Origin of the sequence: Phenylobacterium deserti (assembly GCF_003254705.1) — a bacterium.
Classification (GTDB): domain Bacteria; phylum Pseudomonadota; class Alphaproteobacteria; order Caulobacterales; family Caulobacteraceae; genus Phenylobacterium; species Phenylobacterium deserti.
This window is the reverse complement of the sequence record NZ_QFYR01000002.1, coordinates 554584-570452: the sequence shown is the minus strand read 5'-3', so window position 1 is coordinate 570452 and position 15869 is coordinate 554584. Positions and strand designations below refer to the sequence as shown.

The following is a 15869-nucleotide window of genomic DNA, read 5'->3' as shown; positions in this document are numbered from 1 at the left end:
TCCCCCTGCGGGCGGCGCACGCGTCGAAGCGGCGGGCCCTCAGGGAGAAGCCGTCTCCCAGGCTCATTTGTAGGAGACCGCCTTGGCCGCCTTCACGATCTTCTCGACCGAAGGCAGCGAGAGGGCTTCCAGGTTGGCCGCGTAGGGAAGCGGCACGTCTTCCTGACAGACCCGCGCGGGCGGGGCGTCCAGGTAGTCGAAGGCTTCTTCCGTGACCTTGGCCGCGATCTCGGCGCCGACGCCCATCGGGCCCCAGCCTTCCTCGACGGTGACCAGCCGGTTGGTCTTCTTCACGCTCTCGATGACCGTGGCGTAGTCCATCGGGCGGATGGTGCGCAGGTCCACGACCTCCGCCTCGATCCCCTCCTGGGCCAGCTCTTCAGCCGCCTTGAGCGCCAGCCCGACCATGCGCGAGTAGGCGACGATGGTGACGCCCGTTCCCTCGCGGCGGACCTTGGCCTTGCCGATCGGCAGCACCCAGTCGACGCCTTCCGGCACGTCGAACTCCTGGCCGTAGAGCATCTCGTGCTCCAGGAAGACCACGGGGTTCGGGTCGCGGATGGCCGCCTTGAGCAGGCCCTTGGCGTCGGCCGCGTCGTACGGCGCAATCACCTTGAGGCCCGGCACATGGCCGTACCACGCGGCGTAGTCCTGGCTGTGCTGGGCGGCCACGCGGGCGGCGGCGCCGTTGGGACCGCGGAACACGACCGACGTCCTCAGCTGACCGCCAGACATGTAGAGCGTCTTGGCGGCCGAGTTGATGATGTGGTCGATCGCCTGCATGGCGAAGTTGAAGGTCATGAACTCGACGATGGGCTTGAGGCCCGTCATCGCCGCGCCCACGCCTAGGCCCGCGAAGCCGTACTCAGTGATCGGGGTGTCGATCACCCGCTGTTCGCCGAACTCCTGCAGGAGGTCGCGGCTGACCTTGTAGGCGCCCTGGTACTGGGCGACTTCCTCGCCCATCAGGAAGACGTCCGGGTCGCGGCGCATCTCTTCCGCCATGGCGTCGCGCAGGGCGTCGCGCACGGTGGTCTTCACCAGGTTCACGCCTTCCGGAAGTTCCGGATCCTTGAGCGCCTCGGCCGCGGGACGCACGGCCGCGGGGCCCTCGCCTTCCGGACGTTCGGCTTGCGCCTCGGACGGGCCCTTCTTTTCCTCGTCGCCCGAAGGCTCCTTCTGGAAGGGCTGGCCGGACACGGTGTCGGTTTCCGTCGCGCCCGGGCCGCCGGAAGCCGTGGCCTTGGCCGCGCCGTCCTCACCCGCGAGACGGGCGATGGGGGTGTTGACCTTCACGCCCTCGGAGCCTTCCGGCACCAGGATGGCCTCGACCGTGCCTTCGTCCACGGCTTCGACTTCCATGGTGGCCTTGTCGGTCTCGATCTCGGCGATCACATCGCCGGAGCGGACCTGGTCGCCGGCCTTGATGTGCCACTTGGCGAGGGTGCCCTCTTCCATCGTCGGAGAGAGCGCGGGCATCAATACGTCAGTCACGCGCGCGCCTCCGTGTAGACGTCGGTGTAGAGCTCGGAAGGATCGGGTTCGGGGCTGGTGCGGGCGAATTCGGCCGAGTCGGCGACGATCCGCTTCACTTCGGCGTCGATCGCCTTCAGGGCGCCTTCGTCGGCGTAGCCGTGCTGTTCCAGCATCTCTTCCACAAGGTCGATGGGGTCGCGGGTCTTGCGCACCTCGTCGACTTCCTCACGCGTGCGGTACTTGGCCGGGTCCGACATGGAGTGGCCCCGGTAGCGGTAGGTCTTCATCTCGAGGATGTACGGACCGTTGCCCGAACGGGCGTGCTCGGCGGCCTTGGCGGCCGCGGCCTTCACCGCCAGCACGTCCATGCCGTCGACTTCCTCGCCCGGAATGCGGAACGAGGCGCCGCGCATGTGCAGGCGCGTTTCGGCCGAGGAGCGCTCGATCGAGGTGCCCATGGCGTACTGGTTGTTCTCGATGATGTAGACCACCGGAAGCTGCCAGAGCTCGGCCATGTTGAAGCTCTCGTAGACCTGGCCCTGGTTGGCCGCGCCGTCGCCGAAGTAGGTGAAGGAGACCTTCCCGTTCTTCCGGTACTTGTTGGCGAGAGCCAGGCCGGTGCCGAGGCTGACCTGCGCGCCCACGATCCCGTGACCGCCGTAGAAGTCGGCTTCCATCGAGAACATGTGCATGGAGCCGCCCTTGCCCTTGGACGAGCCGCCAATGCGGCCCGTGAGCTCGGCCATGACCTCGCGCGGGTCCATGCCGCAGGCCAGCATGTGGCCGTGGTCACGGTAGCCGGTGATCACCTGATCGCCCTGCTCCTTCACCGCCTGCACGCCCACCGCGACAGCTTCCTGCCCGATGTACAGGTGGCAGAAGCCGCCGATGAGGCCCATGCCGTAGAGCTGCCCGGCCCGCTCCTCGAAGCGGCGGATCAGCAGCATGTCCCGGTAATATTTGAGCAGCTCGTCCTTGCCGACGCCCGGCGTGGGCTGATCGGCGCTCGCGGCTTTCCGCTGACCGAACATGCCGGTCTGCTTACGCGCCATACGTCCTCCGTGGTGCCTTCCTGGGGCCCTTTGCGGGCCGCCACGAAGGCAGCCTCAGGGCTTCAATCTGATCACATAGTCCCTTGGGTCGGCGAAGCCTAGCAGGGACCGCGCCCTCTCCTCCAACAAGTCGGCGGAGAGAGAGGTGTCCCGCAACAACTTCGCGCGAGCCTCGAGATCGTTTCGCTGCGCCTGGAGCGCAGCCAACTCCTTGGTCTTCTGAACCAGCGTCTCGTCGCGCTTGCTCGAGCTCAGGAGCCCCTGATCCCCGGTGAAGGCGTGGAACGCGAAGTAGAAGATGAGGAACGCGAGGGCCGCGGTCGGCAGATAAGGACGAAGACGGGCGAGCAAGACGAATCCCTCGGAAGGATGCGCCGGACTTTTGCCCGATCGTGCTTAACGACGCGCTAACCCTCTGCATCCCTTCAGGATACCTTGAGAGCCTTGCGGCCGAGGTAGATGGCCTGGTCGCCCAGCTCCTCCTCGATGCGCAGCAGCTGGTTGTACTTGGCGGTGCGGTCCGAGCGGGCCAGCGAGCCGGTCTTGATCTGACCGCAGTTGGTGGCGACCGCCAGGTCCGCGATGGTGGAGTCCTCGGTCTCCCCCGAGCGGTGGCTCATCACGGCCGTGTAGCCGGCGCGGTGGGCCATATCGACCGCGTCGAGGGTCTCGGACAGGGTGCCGATCTGGTTGACCTTCACCAGGATCGAGTTGCCCACGCCGCGCTGGATGCCGTCGGACAGGCGGGCCGGGTTGGTGACGAACAGGTCGTCGCCGACCAGCTGAACCTTGGCGCCCAGGCGATCGGTCAGCAGCTTCCAGCCTTCGAAGTCGTCCTCGGCGCAGCCGTCCTCGATGGTGACGATCGGGAACTTGGAGACCAGGCCGGCCAGGTAGTCGACCATGCCGCCGGCGTCGACCGTCTTGCCCTCGCCTTCCATGACGTACTTGCCGCCCTTGAAGAACTCGGTGGAGGCCACGTCGAGGCCCAGGACGAAGTCGTCGCCGACCTTGTAGCCGACCGCTTCACCGGCCTTCACGATGAAGGCCAGGGCGTCTTCGGCGCTGGACAGGTTCGGGGCGAAGCCGCCCTCGTCGCCGACGTTGGTGTTCAGACCGGCGTCGTGCAGCGCCTTTTTCAGGCCGTGGAAGATCTCCGCGCCCATGCGCAGGCCTTCGGCGAAGGTGACCGCGCCGGTCGGCAGGATCATGAATTCCTGGATGTCGATCGGATTGTCGGCGTGGGCGCCGCCGTTGATGATGTTCATCATCGGCACCGGCAGGACGCGGGCGGAGACGCCGCCGACGTACTTGTAGAGCGGCAGGGCGGCCGAGCTGGCCGCGGCTTTGGCGGTGGCCAGGCTGACGCCCAGGATGGCGTTGGCACCGAGGCGGCTCTTGTTGGGCGTGCCGTCCAGTTCAATGAGCACCGAGTCGACGCGGCGCTGGTCTTCGGCGTCAACGCCGGCCAGGGCGTCGTAGATCTCGCCGTTCACCGCTTCGACGGCCTGGCGCACGCCCTTGCCGTTGTAGCGATTCTTCTCGCCGTCGCGCTTCTCGACCGCCTCATGGGCGCCGGTGGACGCGCCGGACGGAACCGCCGCGCGGCCCATGGAGCCGTCCTCGAGAATGACGTCGACCTCGACCGTCGGATTGCCGCGGCTGTCCAGGATCTCGCGGGCGTTGATATCGACGATCTCGGTCATGCGGTGCGTCCTTGTCTGTCGGGGGCCGCGGAGGCTTACCCGACGACAGCCGCAGGGAACAACCCTGACTGACCGCTTATACCGCTAACAGAGCAAGATTTTTGCCCAAGCAATGCTTCGTTACAAACGAAACGGCCCCGCCTGTCGCCAGGCGGGGCCGCTTGAAATCAGTGCTGCGGCGCGAGAAGCGCCGCCGAAGACCTTAGTCTTCCTTCGGCGTCAGGACCTGGCGGCCCTTGTACATGCCGGTCTTCAGATCGACATGGTGCGGACGCTTCAGTTCACCGGTCTCCTTGTCCTCGACAAAGGAGTTGGCGCCGAGCGCGTGGTGCGAGCGCCGCATGTTGCGCCGGGACGGCGAGGTTTTTCGCTTAGGAACGGCCATGGACGTATCTCGCAGGCGTGGAAATGGTCACGGCGGCCAACCGGGGCCGCCGCTGTGAGCGCGCGCTTATGCATGAAACCGGCTGCGGGATCAAGCGCGGCCGAGCGACTTGTGTAGACGTTTGGGCGCGGTGGCCGCCCAGGCGAGACGAACCAGCGTCTCCAGCCGCTCCGGCTCCAGTGATTCGAGCTGGATGAAGGTGCAGCCACGACGGCCCCAGACGCCGGGGACCGGAGCGATTCGGGCTGGATCGTCGGCCACGAGGTTGGCCTGGTCCTCGGGCTCGAGCTTCAACATCAGCGGCTGGCCGTCAGCCCAAGTGGCGAATATCCTGGCGCTGACGCGGAAGGACGTCTTGGCGAAGTGCGGCGCCTCGGCCGTCTCGGGCAGAGACAGCGCAAGGCGCCGGACGTCGTCGATCGTGGCCATGGCCTCAGCCTAGCACCCCTGCCCCACCTGGGGAGAGGCGTCAGACGAGGCGGCTGCGTTCTTTAGCGGCGCCGATGAAGCTGGCGAACAGCGGGTGCGGATCGAAGGGACGGCTCTTGAGCTCCGGGTGGAACTGGACGCCGACGAACCACGGGTGATCCGGGCGCTCGCAGATTTCCGGCAGGACGCCATCGGGCGACAGGCCGGAGAACTTCAGGCCGGTGTTCTCGATCGTCTCGCGGTACTTGATGTTCACTTCATACCGGTGCCGGTGACGCTCGGAGATGGCGGGAGAGCCGTAGATCCGCTCGACGTGCGATCCGGGGGTCAGCACCGCCTCGTAAGAGCCGCAGCGCATGGTGCCGCCCAGGTCGTCGCCGGCGCGGCGGACTTCCTTTTCGTTGCCGCGCACCCATTCGGTCATGAGGCCAACGATCGGCTCCGAAGTCGGGCCGAACTCGGTGGAGGAGGCGTGCTTCAGGCCGGCCAGGTTCCGGGCGGCCTCGATCATCGCCATCTGCATGCCGAAGCAGATGCCGAAATAGGGGATCTCGTGCTCGCGGGCGAACTGGACGGCGCGGATCATGCCTTCCGAGCCGCGCTCGCCGAAGGCGCCGGGCACCAGAACGCCGTGCACGCCGGTGAGTCGCTCGCCGATGAGCTCCTCGTCCTTCTCGAAGGCCTCGCCCTCGATCCAGTCGAACCGGACCCGCACGTTGTTGGCGACGCCGCCGTGGATCAGCGCCTCGACCAGCGACTTATAGGCGTCGGTCAGGCCGGTGTACTTGCCGACGATGGCGATATTCACTTCGCCGTCGGGATTGCGCAGGGTGTGGGAGATCTGCTCCCAGCGCGTCAGGTCGGGGGCCGGCGCATCGTGCAGGCCGAAGACGTCCAGCACTTCCCGGTCCAGTCCCTGCAGGTGGTAGTCCAGGGGGACGTGGTAGAGGTTCGGGCTGTCCATCGCCTCGATCACGGCGCTGGGCCGGACGTTGCAGAACTGCGCGATCTTGCGCCGCTCACCCTCGGGAATCGGCTGCTCGCACCGGCACAGCAGGATGTCCGGCTGAATGCCGATGGAGCGCAGCTCCTTGACCGAGTGCTGGGTCGGCTTGGTTTTCATCTCGCCGGCCGTCTTGATGTACGGCAGCAGCGTCAGATGGATGTAGCAGGCGTGGCCGCGGGGCAGCTCCTGCCCCAACTGGCGGATCGCCTCGAAGAACGGCAGGCCTTCGATGTCGCCGACAGTGCCGCCGACCTCGATCAGCACGAAGTCCACGCCCTCGCCCGGATCGGACAGGACGAAATCTTTGATCTCGCCGGTCACGTGCGGAATCACCTGGACGGTGGCGCCGAGGTAGTCCCCGCGACGCTCCTTCTCGATGATCGTCTTGTAGATCTGACCGGTGGTGATGTTGTCCGCGCGCGTCGCGTTGACGCCCGTGAACCGCTCGTAGTGCCCGAGATCGAGGTCGGTCTCAGCGCCGTCGTCGGTCACGAAGACCTCGCCGTGCTGATACGGGGACATCGTCCCCGGATCGACGTTCAGATACGGGTCGAGCTTGCGGAGGCGGACCTTGTAGCCACGTGCTTGGAGGAGCGCGCCGAGAGCGGCGGACGCGAGACCTTTACCAAGGGAAGAGACCACGCCGCCGGTGATGAAAATGTACCGGGCCATGGGCGTTCAGATTAGCCGCGATTCGAGGCTGAGGCCCCTGCGACTTATCAATCCATCCACCGCTTACTGCTGGGCCGGGGCGGCCGGAGCCGGAGACGGCGCGATGGCCGGCGCGGCGCCCGTCGCCGGCTGATCGCCGAGGAAGGGGTTGCGAACGGTGGGGGTCGGCGCTTGCAGCGGAGCCTGGCCGGCCGGAGCCGCGGCGCCGCCGGGCGCGGGGGCCGGAGCCACCGGCTGGTTCAGGGTGTTGGTGTCCAGAGGATCGATCTTCAGGCGATCCACCACCGAGGAGGCGCCGCTCTGACGGCCGGCGACGATGGTCAGCAGCAGGGCCAGGACAAAGAAGCTCGCGCCTAGGATCCAGGTGATGCGGGTCAGCAGGTCGCCCGCGCCGCGCGCCGTCATGAAGCCCGACGGACCGCCGCCCATGCCCAGCGCGCCGCCTTCAGAGCGCTGCAGGAGCACCACGCCCACCAGGGCGAGGCTGACCAGGATCTCGAGGACAAGCAGAAGGTTCAGCAGCATGGAACTTGGGCATCCGGTGCGTTCGGGCGGCCACACCGACCCGAAATGAAGCGCGCGCTCTATCACCGAGCGTGGGCCGACGCCATACCTAGGTCGTCGCACACCCTTCGCAAGCCATGATTCTCGAACCGCAGCGCTTACCCATCCTCGAGACCGAACGGCTCCGCCTCTCGCCCCTCACGCCTGAAGACGCTTCCGACATCTTCCCTCTAATGGATGACCCGGAAGTCATGGCGTATTGGGACAGCCCCGAGGTGGATGATCCAGACCTGGTCGCCGAAATCGTGGCCAGTCAGGTCGCCCAGATGCGCCAGGGCCTGGCCCTGCACTGGTCCATGCGCGCGTTGGATGCAGAGGGCTTCATCGGCTGCTGCGGGCTGACGGAGATCGACCGCCGGCACAAACGCGCCGAGGTGGGCTTCATGCTGAGCCGCGAGGCGTGGGGCCAGGGGTTCGCTCTGGAGAGCATGCGCACGGTGATCGCCTATGCGGCGTCCAACGGCCTGAGGAAGCTGACGGCGCGAACGCACCTGGGCAACCGGCGCTCGGAGAACCTGCTGGCCAAGCTGGGCTTCCAGAAGGAAGGCCTGCTGCGGGGGCACGTTCTAAAGGACGGCGACCGGCGCGACTGCCGCCTGTTCGGGGTGCTTCTCTAAAGCGACGCATCAGGAGAGCGGCCCCTCGCTTGTCAGAAGCGAAAGGCCGCTCGGCAGCTCTAGAGCGCCCGTACGATCTCCAGGAACTCGTCGGCCTTCAGCGAAGCGCCGCCCACCAGGGCGCCGCCGACTTCAGCCGTGTGAAGGATCTCGGCCGCGTTGGAGGGCTTCACCGAGCCGCCGTAGAGAATCGGAACCGACGCGCCGTCTTCCCCGAAAATATCCACCAGGGTGTCCCGGATAGCGCGGTGGATCTGCTCGATCTGGCCGCAGGTGGGCGTGCGGCCCGTGCCGATCGCCCAAACCGGCTCGTAGCCGATGGCGAAGGGCGTCCCCTTCAGCTCCGGGGGCAGAGAGCCCCTCACCTGTCGGGTGACGACCGCGTGCGCTTGACCCGCGTCATGCTCTTCCAGCGTCTCGCCCACGCAGACCAGCGGCTCGAGCCCGGCGCGCAGGGCGGCGAGCACCTTGCGGCGCACCACCTCGTCGGTTTCCCGGTAGCCCTGGCGGCGCTCGGAGTGGCCGAGGATCACGAGCTTTGCGCCGGCGTCGGCGAGCATCTCGGCGGAGATGTCGCCAGTGAAGGCGCCGGCGTCGTCCCAGTGGGCGTCCTGGCCGCCGACGATCACGGGCGAGTCGGCCAGCGCCTCGCTGATCCGGTGCGTGAGGATGGCAGGGGGACAAACCGCGACCCTTGCCCGCGTGCCGCCGATACCCTCGGCGATCGCCTTGGCCTCCGCAGCGGAGCTGGCGAGGCCATTCATTTTCCAATTCCCCGCGATCAGCGGGACAGGCTCCCTCATTACTATTCCCCTAGTTAGATTATTTTTTCTTTGGTTCGCTGCGGTTAAGGCAGCGACGCAGCTCTGTCACGCGCTTGCGGTCGCAGAGCGGCCTCCACTATACCGGCGCCCACTCTTGCGCCCCGGAAAGGGATTTCATGCTCGCCGCTATCCGCGCCTTTGCGAAGTCCTGGGTCGCAGCCGTGCTCATCGGCTTGCTGATCGTCAGCTTCGCGATCTTCGGCATCACGGACGTGTTCCGCGCCGGCAACGCCAACACGGTGGTGAAGGCCGGCTCGCGCGAAGTGAACACAGCCGAGTTCAAGCGCGCTTTCGACCAGATGCGCACGCAGCTGGAGCAGCGAGCAGGCCAGCCGATCACGGCCGAAATGGCGGCGGAGAACGGCTTCGACAAGCGTCTGGCCGACGACCTGGCCCTGAGCGCCTCCTTCGCCGAACTGATGCGCAAGATCGGTCTCCACCCCTCGGACAAGCTGATCGCGGGCGAGATCCAGAAGATCCAGGCCTTCTTCGACCCAGTGTCGGGCCGGTTTGATCGCAAGCAGTATCAGCAACGCTTGGGTGAGAACGGTCTGACGCCGGAAGAGTTCGAGCGCGAAGTGCGTGACCAGCTGGCCGAGCAGCACGTGGCCGCCGCCCTGGTGAACGGCGTGCGCGCGCCGCGGGCCTATTCGGCGATGGCTGCGGTCTATGTCCTGGAAGATCGCGACTTCAGCTACTTCATGCTGCCGCAGTCCAGCGTCCCCGCGCCGGCCGCGCCCACCGACGCCCAGCTGACCGCGTTCATGAACGAGAACCGCGAGCAGCTGACTCGGCCCGAGTTCCGGGTGCTGACCGTGGTGCGCTTCAGCCCGGCGCTGAACGCCAACGCCCCCGTCAACATCACGGAAGACGCGCTGCGCAAGCGCTACGACTACCGCAAGGACACCTTCTCGACGCCCGAGCGCCGGACCATTGTGCAGATCCCTGCGCGCGACCAGGCGACGGCCCAGCAGATCGTCGCCCGGCTTGGCCGCGGTGAGGATCCAGCTGCCGTCGCCCGCTCGCTGAAGGTCGACGCGATCAACTATGCCGACAAGCCGCAGACGGCGATCGCCGATCGCCGCATCGGCCAGGCCGCTTTCCAGATGCCGGCCGGCCAGGCGGCGCCCGTGCAGGGTGAAATCGGCCTTGCCGTGGTCAAGGTGCTGGCGGTGACGCCCGGCCGGTCGGTCAGCTTCGAGGAAGCGCGCCCCGCTCTGGAAGCAGAGCTGCGCCGCGACGCCGCCGCCGAGCACGCCTATGCGCTCAGCCAGGCTTATGACGAAGCCCACCAGGCCGGCGCCAACCTGTCGGAAGCGGCCCAAAAGGCCGGCGCCCCGACGGTGACCATCGGCCCGGTTTCGCGCGACGGCCGCGATCCGCAAGGCCAGCCGGTGGCGGGTCTGAACCAGAAGCTGGTGGATACCGCATTCGGCCTGCCGTCTGGGGGTGAAAGCGAAGTCACGGACGCTGGCGAGAACGAGTACTTTGCGGTTCGGGTGGAGCGTGTGATCGCGCCGTCCATGCCGCCGCTGGCCGAGATCCGGCCGCAACTGGCGCAGGCCTGGACGGGCCGTGAGCTCGCGCAGCGCCTGGAGACCCGCGCCAACGAGCTGGCGGCCCGTGCCCGCAAGGGTGAGAGCCTGGACGCCCTCGCCGCCTCCGCCGGCGGCCGCGTGGTGCGCGTGACCAACGTGTCGCGCCAGAACGCCGGCCAGCAGCAGGGCACGCCTCAGCCTGTGCTGGGCCAAGCCCTGTCGGTGAAGCCGGGCGAGGTGTTCAGCGTTCGCGCCGCCGCCACCGGCTTTGCGATCGGCAAGGTGGATGCGGTGCGCCCCGGCGGCGGTCCGATGCTGGTGCAGGGCGTCGAACTGGCTCGCCAGCAGATGACCCAGACCCTGATCCAGGAAATGATCCAGAGCGCCCGCACCGGCGGCCGCGACAAGATCAAGCCGAAGGTGAACTACGACCTGGCGCGCAGCGCCATCGGCCTGGCGCCCGCCAGCACGCCGGAAGGTCAGAAGGGGTCGTCGAAGTGACGATCGAGCCCGCGTTCGCGGACTTCCAGGCCGCCTATCAGGCGGGCGCTCCGCAGGTCGTCTGGACCCGGCTGATCGACGACCTCGAGACGCCGGTCTCCGCCTACCTGAAGATCGGACACGGGCGGCCCTACGCCTTTCTGTTCGAGTCGGTGGAAGGCGGCGCCTGGCGCGGGCGCTATTCGATCATCACATTGAACCCGGATCTGGTGTGGCGCTGCCGCGGCGACGAAGCCGAGATCGCCGAAGGCGCGGACATCGAATCTGGGCGTTTCACCCCGCAGCCGGGCGGTGCGCTGGACTCCTTGCGCGACCTCGTCGCCCGCTCGCGCATCGAGCTGCCCGCAAGCCTGCCGCCGCCCTCGGCCGGGGTCTACGGAGCGGTCGGTTACGACATGATCCGGCTGGTCGAGCACCTGCCGAACGTCAACCCGGACACGCTGGGCCTCCCGGACGGGGTGATGACCCGCCCCTCCATCGTGGCGATCTTCGACGCGATCGCCCAGGAGATCATCCTGGTGACGCCGGTCCGGCCGGACGGCCGTTCGGCCGAGGACGCCTATGCGGCCGCGCAAGCGCGCATCGAGGCGGTGCTGCTGGATCTGCGCAAGCCGGCGCCGCCGCTCAGCCGCAGCGGGCAGCCCGAACCCGACCAGTTCACGACGCCCGTCTCGCGCGAGCGCTATCGGGAGATGGTCGCCCAGGCCAAGGAGTACATCCGGGCCGGCGATATCTTCCAGGTGGTGCCCAGCCACCGCTTCCGCTCGCCGTTCAGCCGCGATCCGTTCGCCCTGTACCGCAGCCTGCGGCGGATGAATCCCTCGCCGTTCCTGTTCTTCCTGAACTTCGGCGACTTCCAGCTGGCCGGCTCCTCGCCCGAGATCCTAGTGCGGATGCGGGACGGCAAGATCACCATCCGGCCGATCGCCGGCACCCGTCCGCGTGGCAAGACGCCGGAGGAGGACGCCGCGCTCGAGGCCGAGCTGCGGGCGGACCCGAAGGAGCGAGCCGAACACCTGATGCTGCTGGACCTCGGCCGCAACGACGTGGGCCGTGTCGCCATGCTGAAGCAGGCAGGCACCAACGAGGCGCCGCAGGTGTCCCGGGGTCCGCGGGTGCGCGTCACCGACAGCTTCTTCGTCGAGCGCTACAGCCACGTCATGCACCTGGTCTCCAACGTCGAGGGCGACGCGCCTGACGGGCTCGACCCGGTGGACGTGGTCATGGCCGCCCTGCCCGCCGGCACCCTTTCCGGCGCGCCCAAGGTGCGGGCCATGGAGATCATCGACGAGCTCGAGATCGAGAAGCGCGGCATCGGCTATGCCGGCGGCGTCGGCTATTTCGGGGCGGACGGTTCGGTCGACACCTGCATCGTGCTGCGGACGGCGCTGTTCAAGGACGGGACCATGTACGTCCAGTCGGGCGGCGGCGTGGTGGCCGACAGCGATGCCGACGCCGAGTACGACGAGACCCTGCACAAGGCCCGGGCGCTGCGCCGGGCGGCAGAGGAAAGCTGGCGCTTCGAATAGCTACTTCGGAGCGCTTTCCACCACGTGTTCGGTGATCACCGGCGGGGCCATGATCATCGCCGTGGCGAAGGCCAGGGCGCAAAAGGCGGCGAACCCGGCCGCGGCCACGACAGGCCACATGCGCTCCACCTTCGGCTTCGACCTGAGCAGCTTGCGGGCGCGGGCCATCTCCTCGGGGTTGAGGGCCGAATCGTTCGTCTCCATTTGCGGAAGATCGGTCCAATCCGCGCCGCACGCCATGCCGCTTGGCGACGCCGACGCCAGGGCCTAGAGAGGGCGCATGATCCTGGTGATCGATAACTACGACAGCTTCACCTACAACCTCGTTCACTATCTGAACGAGCTTGGGGCCGAGACGCGCGTCGTCCGCAACGATGCGATCAGCATCGACGAAGCGCTCCAGCTGAAGCCTGAAGGCGTCCTGCTGTCGCCGGGCCCCTGCACGCCCAATGAGGCCGGTATCTGCCTGCCCCTGCTGCAGAACGCCCCCGAGGCCCTGCCGATCATGGGCGTCTGCCTCGGCCATCAGGCCATCGGCCAGGCGTTCGGCGGCGAGGTGATCCGCGCCCGCGCCGTGATGCATGGCAAGACCAGCCAGATCCATCACAACAACAAGGGCGTCTTCAAGGACCTGAAGAACCCCTTCACGGCGACGCGCTACCACAGCCTGGTGGTGGAGAACGAGCAGCTGCCCGAGCACCTGGAGATCACCGCCTGGACCGAGGACGGGATCATCATGGGCGTGCAGCACAAGACCCGCCCTATCCAGGGCGTGCAGTTCCACCCCGAGTCGATCGCCACTGAATGCGGCCATGAGCTGCTGGCCAACTTCCTCGACATGGCCGGCGTGAGGCGCCCGGTTCACGTCTGAGCCCGCCGTGTCCGACGCTTTCAAGCCCCTGCTGAGCCGCCTGGCCGACGGTGCGACCCTGTCCGAAGAGGATGCGGGCGACTTCTTCGCCGCCTGCCTGCGCGGTGAGCCCACACCCGCCCAGGTCGCCGCCGCCCTGACCGCCATGCGGATGCGCGGCGAGACCATCGGCGAGATCACCGCCTGCGCCCGGGCCATGCGCCGCGCGGCCGTGATGCTGGATCACCCGTTCGACACGATCGACGTGTGCGGGACGGGCGGCGACGGGCTGCACACGCTGAACGTCTCCACGGCGGTGAGCTTCGTGGCGGCCGGCGGCGGGTTGAAGGTGGCCAAGCACGGCAACCGGGCTCTGTCCTCAAAATCCGGCACCGCCGACGTGCTGGCCGAGCTGGGCGTCAACATCTCCGCCCCGCGCGAGCTGCAGCTCAAGGCGCTGGAGGAAGCCAACATCTGCTTCCTGTTCGCCCAGGCGCACCACGGGGCCATGCGCCATGTGAGCCCGATCCGGGCGGAGCTCGGCTTCCGCACCGTGTTCAACCTGCTGGGGCCACTGACCAATCCGGCGGGCGCGCGGCGGCAGCTGCTGGGCGTCTATGACACCCGGTGGGTGGAGCCGCTGGCCCGGGTGCTGGGCGCGCTGGGGGCCGAGCGGGCCTGGACCGTGCATGGCCAGGGAATGGACGAGCTGACCACCACAGGCGAGACCCAGGTGGCCGAATGGCGCAATGGCCAGGTCCGGCTGTTCCGCATCACGCCTGAGGCCGTCGGCCTGCCCCGCGCGGCGCTGGCGGACATCACCGGCGGACCGCCGGCGCACAACGCGCAGGCCCTCCGCGAGCTGCTGGCCGGCGCGAAAGGCGCGTATCGCGACATCGTCATGCTGAACGCCGCCGCCGCATTCCTGATCGCCGACAAGGTCGAGACCGTGCGCGAAGGCGTCGAGCTGGCCGGACAGGTGCTCGACGACGGGCGCGCCGCCCAGGCGCTGGAGCGCCTCGTCCAGATCACCCACGAGCCGCAGCCCGCATGACCGACATTCTCGCCAAGATCGCCGCCTACAAGCGCGAGGACGTCGCCGGCCGCAAGGCTGAGCGTCCGCTGGCCGAATTGGAGCGCGCAGCGGCGGAGGCGTCGGCGCCTCGCGGGTTCCGTGCGGCCCTGGCGCGCGACCATGCGCCTGGCCGTTTGGCGTTGATCGCAGAGATCAAGAAGGCCTCGCCGTCCAAGGGGCTGATCCGGGAGGACTTCGATCCGCCCGCCCTGGCCCAGGCTTATGAGACGGGCGGCGCATCCTGCCTTTCCGTTCTGACCGACGGGCCGAGCTTCCAGGGGGCGGACGACTTTCTGGTGGGCGCGCGGGCCGCCGTCGCCCTGCCCTGCATCCGCAAGGATTTCCTGGTCGATCCGTGGCAGGTCGCCGAGAGCCGCGCCCTGGGCGCCGACGCCATTCTGGTGATCCTGGCGATGATCGACGACGGGCTGGCGGCCGAACTGATGGCGGAGGCCCGCCGATTCGGCATGGACGCGCTGGTGGAAGTGCACGACAGCGCGGAGATGGCTCGCGCCGGCCGGCTCGGCGCTGACCTGGTGGGCGTGAATAACCGCGACCTGCGCAGCTTCCATGTCGATCTGGCGGTGACGGAGCAGCTGGCCGCGGAAACCCCTCAAGGCGCCCTGCTGGTCACCGAGAGCGGGATCTTCACGTCGCAGGATGTGCAGCGGCTCGAACGCTGCGGCGCCAGCGCCATGCTTGTCGGCGAAAGCCTGATGCGTCAGGCCGACGTGGCCGTCGCCACCCGGACCCTGCTGGCAGCCTGAGTCGCCCGGTCGAGCTCTGCCGGAACAAAAATAGCCCTGAAGATTCAGCGGCTCTGTGGGTAACTTGACATTAATGAAGAACACCTAGAGAACATCGATAACGTTTGCGCTTTGTTCCTCGAAGCGCCTTGTTCCGAGGTGTCGCCGCCATGCTCACGCGTAAGCAGCACGAACTGCTCATGTTCATCCATGAGCGCATCAAGGAAACCGGCGTCTCGCCGTCCTTTGACGAGATGAAGGAAGCGCTAGACCTGGCGTCCAAGTCCGGCATCCATCGGCTGATCACGGCGCTGGAAGAGCGTGGCTTCCTTCGCCGTTTGCCGCATCGCGCCCGCGCGCTGGAGGTGGTCAAGCTGCCGCAGCAGGCGACCACGGCCGCGCCGCCAAAGGGGCGAGCGCCATTCAAGCCGCAGCTCGTTGAAGCAAGCGCCGCCATGCCGGTCGCGGCGAACGACACCCGAGACCTGCCGATCCTTGGCCGCATCGCCGCCGGCACGCCGATCGAGGCGATCCAGCAGGAGCGTGACCGCTTGCCGGTGCCGGAAGCCATCCTGGGGGCCGGCGAGCACTTCGTTCTGGAGATCGCTGGGGACTCGATGATCAACGCCGGCATCCTGGACGGTGACTTCGTGGTGATCCGCAAGACGGACAACGCCAACTCCGGCGACATCGTCGTGGCGCTGGTGAATGGCGAGGAAGCCACGCTGAAGCGCCTGCGCAAGAAGGGCGCGTCGATCGCCCTCGAGGCCGCCAACCCGGCCTATGAGACCCGCATCTTCGGGCCGGACCAAGTGTCCGTGCAGGGGCGCCTGGTGGGCCTGATCCGCCGCTACCACTAAGGTCGGCAACCTCGGCCATACCCGGCGCGTTCAGCGCGC

General features: G+C 67.7%; 17 protein-coding genes. 7 read left to right on the top strand and 10 right to left on the bottom strand.

The window, feature by feature from the left end; translation table 11 throughout:
- Positions 1 to 63: 63 nt before the first annotated feature.
- The 8 genes from DJ018_RS12395 to secG all read right to left on the bottom strand — a co-directional run bounded on the left by DJ018_RS12395 (position 64) and on the right by secG (position 7251).
- Entirely contained in the window at positions 64 to 1494 is a 1431-nt protein-coding gene (locus tag DJ018_RS12395) for a pyruvate dehydrogenase complex E1 component subunit beta (protein WP_111515253.1), read from the bottom strand.
- The gene (pdhA, locus tag DJ018_RS12390; RefSeq protein ID WP_111515312.1) at positions 1491 to 2507 is read right to left on the bottom strand and encodes a pyruvate dehydrogenase (acetyl-transferring) E1 component subunit alpha; all 1017 of its coding nucleotides are present in this window, start codon (positions 2505 to 2507) and stop codon (positions 1491 to 1493) included. The genes DJ018_RS12395 and pdhA overlap by 4 nt, the downstream gene beginning before the upstream one ends.
- 75 nt (positions 2508 to 2582) lie before the next feature.
- A complete protein-coding gene (locus tag DJ018_RS12385; RefSeq protein WP_111515252.1) occupies positions 2583 to 2879 on the bottom strand; it encodes an FtsB family cell division protein in 297 nt (98 codons plus the stop codon).
- Positions 2880 to 2953: 74 nt separating this feature from the next.
- Positions 2954 to 4234 carry a phosphopyruvate hydratase gene (gene eno / locus DJ018_RS12380; protein ID WP_111515251.1) on the bottom strand — a complete coding sequence of 427 codons (1281 nt, stop codon included), beginning with the start codon at positions 4232 to 4234 and terminating at the stop codon, positions 2954 to 2956.
- Positions 4235 to 4436: 202 nt separating this feature from the next.
- On the bottom strand, positions 4437 to 4619 hold the full coding sequence (rpmF, locus tag DJ018_RS12375; RefSeq protein WP_111515250.1) for a 50S ribosomal protein L32: 183 nt from the start codon (positions 4617 to 4619) through the stop codon (positions 4437 to 4439).
- 90 nt (positions 4620 to 4709) lie between these two features.
- Positions 4710 to 5048, bottom strand: coding sequence for an MmcQ/YjbR family DNA-binding protein (locus DJ018_RS12370; RefSeq protein WP_111515249.1), 339 nt, complete (start codon positions 5046 to 5048; stop codon positions 4710 to 4712).
- Positions 5049 to 5088: 40 nt separating this feature from the next.
- Positions 5089 to 6726 (bottom strand): CTP synthase, encoded by a 1638-nt coding sequence (locus DJ018_RS12365; protein WP_111515248.1) that lies wholly within the window; start codon positions 6724 to 6726, stop codon positions 5089 to 5091.
- Between the two features lie 63 nt (positions 6727 to 6789).
- The gene (gene secG, locus DJ018_RS12360) at positions 6790 to 7251 is read right to left on the bottom strand and encodes a preprotein translocase subunit SecG (RefSeq protein ID WP_111515247.1); all 462 of its coding nucleotides are present in this window, start codon (positions 7249 to 7251) and stop codon (positions 6790 to 6792) included.
- Positions 7252 to 7367: 116 nt separating this feature from the next.
- Between secG and DJ018_RS12355 the strand changes: the two genes are divergently transcribed.
- A complete protein-coding gene (locus DJ018_RS12355) occupies positions 7368 to 7907 on the top strand; it encodes a GNAT family N-acetyltransferase (RefSeq protein WP_111515246.1) in 540 nt (179 codons plus the stop codon).
- A 59-nt stretch (positions 7908 to 7966) separates the two neighbouring features.
- Here the strand turns inward: DJ018_RS12355 and tpiA are convergent, their stop codons facing one another.
- Positions 7967 to 8710, bottom strand: coding sequence for a triose-phosphate isomerase (gene tpiA, locus DJ018_RS12350; RefSeq protein WP_111515245.1), 744 nt, complete (start codon positions 8708 to 8710; stop codon positions 7967 to 7969).
- A 137-nt stretch (positions 8711 to 8847) separates the two neighbouring features.
- Here tpiA and DJ018_RS12345 point away from each other — a divergent pair, with 137 nt between their 5' ends.
- On the top strand, positions 8848 to 10770 hold the full coding sequence (locus DJ018_RS12345; RefSeq protein ID WP_111515244.1) for a peptidylprolyl isomerase: 1923 nt from the start codon (positions 8848 to 8850) through the stop codon (positions 10768 to 10770).
- Positions 10767 to 12299, top strand: coding sequence for an anthranilate synthase component I (trpE, locus tag DJ018_RS12340; protein ID WP_111515243.1), 1533 nt, complete (start codon positions 10767 to 10769; stop codon positions 12297 to 12299). The genes DJ018_RS12345 and trpE overlap by 4 nt, the downstream gene beginning before the upstream one ends.
- Here trpE and DJ018_RS12335 read toward each other — a convergent pair whose 3' ends face one another.
- Positions 12300 to 12503, bottom strand: a complete 204-nt coding sequence (locus DJ018_RS12335; protein WP_133254281.1) for a hypothetical protein — start codon at positions 12501 to 12503, stop codon at positions 12300 to 12302.
- Positions 12504 to 12579: 76 nt separating this feature from the next.
- Between DJ018_RS12335 and DJ018_RS12330 the strand changes: the two genes are divergently transcribed.
- The 4 genes from DJ018_RS12330 to lexA all read left to right on the top strand — a co-directional run bounded on the left by DJ018_RS12330 (position 12580) and on the right by lexA (position 15830).
- A complete protein-coding gene (locus tag DJ018_RS12330) occupies positions 12580 to 13170 on the top strand; it encodes an anthranilate synthase component II (RefSeq protein ID WP_111515241.1) in 591 nt (196 codons plus the stop codon).
- 7 nt (positions 13171 to 13177) lie between these two features.
- A complete protein-coding gene (gene trpD, locus DJ018_RS12325) occupies positions 13178 to 14203 on the top strand; it encodes an anthranilate phosphoribosyltransferase (RefSeq protein ID WP_111515240.1) in 1026 nt (341 codons plus the stop codon).
- Positions 14200 to 14991, top strand: coding sequence for an indole-3-glycerol phosphate synthase TrpC (gene trpC, locus DJ018_RS12320; protein ID WP_111515239.1), 792 nt, complete (start codon positions 14200 to 14202; stop codon positions 14989 to 14991). The genes trpD and trpC overlap by 4 nt, the downstream gene beginning before the upstream one ends.
- Before the next feature lie 149 nt (positions 14992 to 15140).
- On the top strand, positions 15141 to 15830 hold the full coding sequence (gene lexA, locus DJ018_RS12315) for a transcriptional repressor LexA (protein WP_111515238.1): 690 nt from the start codon (positions 15141 to 15143) through the stop codon (positions 15828 to 15830).
- Positions 15831 to 15869 lie beyond the last annotated feature (39 nt).

Coding starts and splice junctions, on each gene's coding strand:
- DJ018_RS12365 (WP_111515248.1), bottom strand. CDS start 6,726: ATGGCCCGGTACATTTTCATCACCGGCGGCGTGGTCTCTTCCCTTGGT.
- DJ018_RS12355 (WP_111515246.1), top strand. CDS start 7,368: ATGATTCTCGAACCGCAGCGCTTACCCATCCTCGAGACCGAACGGCTC.
- DJ018_RS12330 (WP_111515241.1), top strand. CDS start 12,580: ATGATCCTGGTGATCGATAACTACGACAGCTTCACCTACAACCTCGTT.
- DJ018_RS12335 (WP_133254281.1), bottom strand. CDS start 12,503: ATGGAGACGAACGATTCGGCCCTCAACCCCGAGGAGATGGCCCGCGCC.
- rpmF (WP_111515250.1), bottom strand. CDS start 4,619: ATGGCCGTTCCTAAGCGAAAAACCTCGCCGTCCCGGCGCAACATGCGG.
- pdhA (WP_111515312.1), bottom strand. CDS start 2,507: ATGTTCGGTCAGCGGAAAGCCGCGAGCGCCGATCAGCCCACGCCGGGC.
- lexA (WP_111515238.1), top strand. CDS start 15,141: ATGCTCACGCGTAAGCAGCACGAACTGCTCATGTTCATCCATGAGCGC.
- secG (WP_111515247.1), bottom strand. CDS start 7,251: ATGCTGCTGAACCTTCTGCTTGTCCTCGAGATCCTGGTCAGCCTCGCC.
- eno (WP_111515251.1), bottom strand. CDS start 4,234: ATGACCGAGATCGTCGATATCAACGCCCGCGAGATCCTGGACAGCCGC.
- DJ018_RS12345 (WP_111515244.1), top strand. CDS start 8,848: ATGCTCGCCGCTATCCGCGCCTTTGCGAAGTCCTGGGTCGCAGCCGTG.
- trpC (WP_111515239.1), top strand. CDS start 14,200: ATGACCGACATTCTCGCCAAGATCGCCGCCTACAAGCGCGAGGACGTC.
- tpiA (WP_111515245.1), bottom strand. CDS start 8,710: ATGAGGGAGCCTGTCCCGCTGATCGCGGGGAATTGGAAAATGAATGGC.
- DJ018_RS12370 (WP_111515249.1), bottom strand. CDS start 5,048: ATGGCCACGATCGACGACGTCCGGCGCCTTGCGCTGTCTCTGCCCGAG.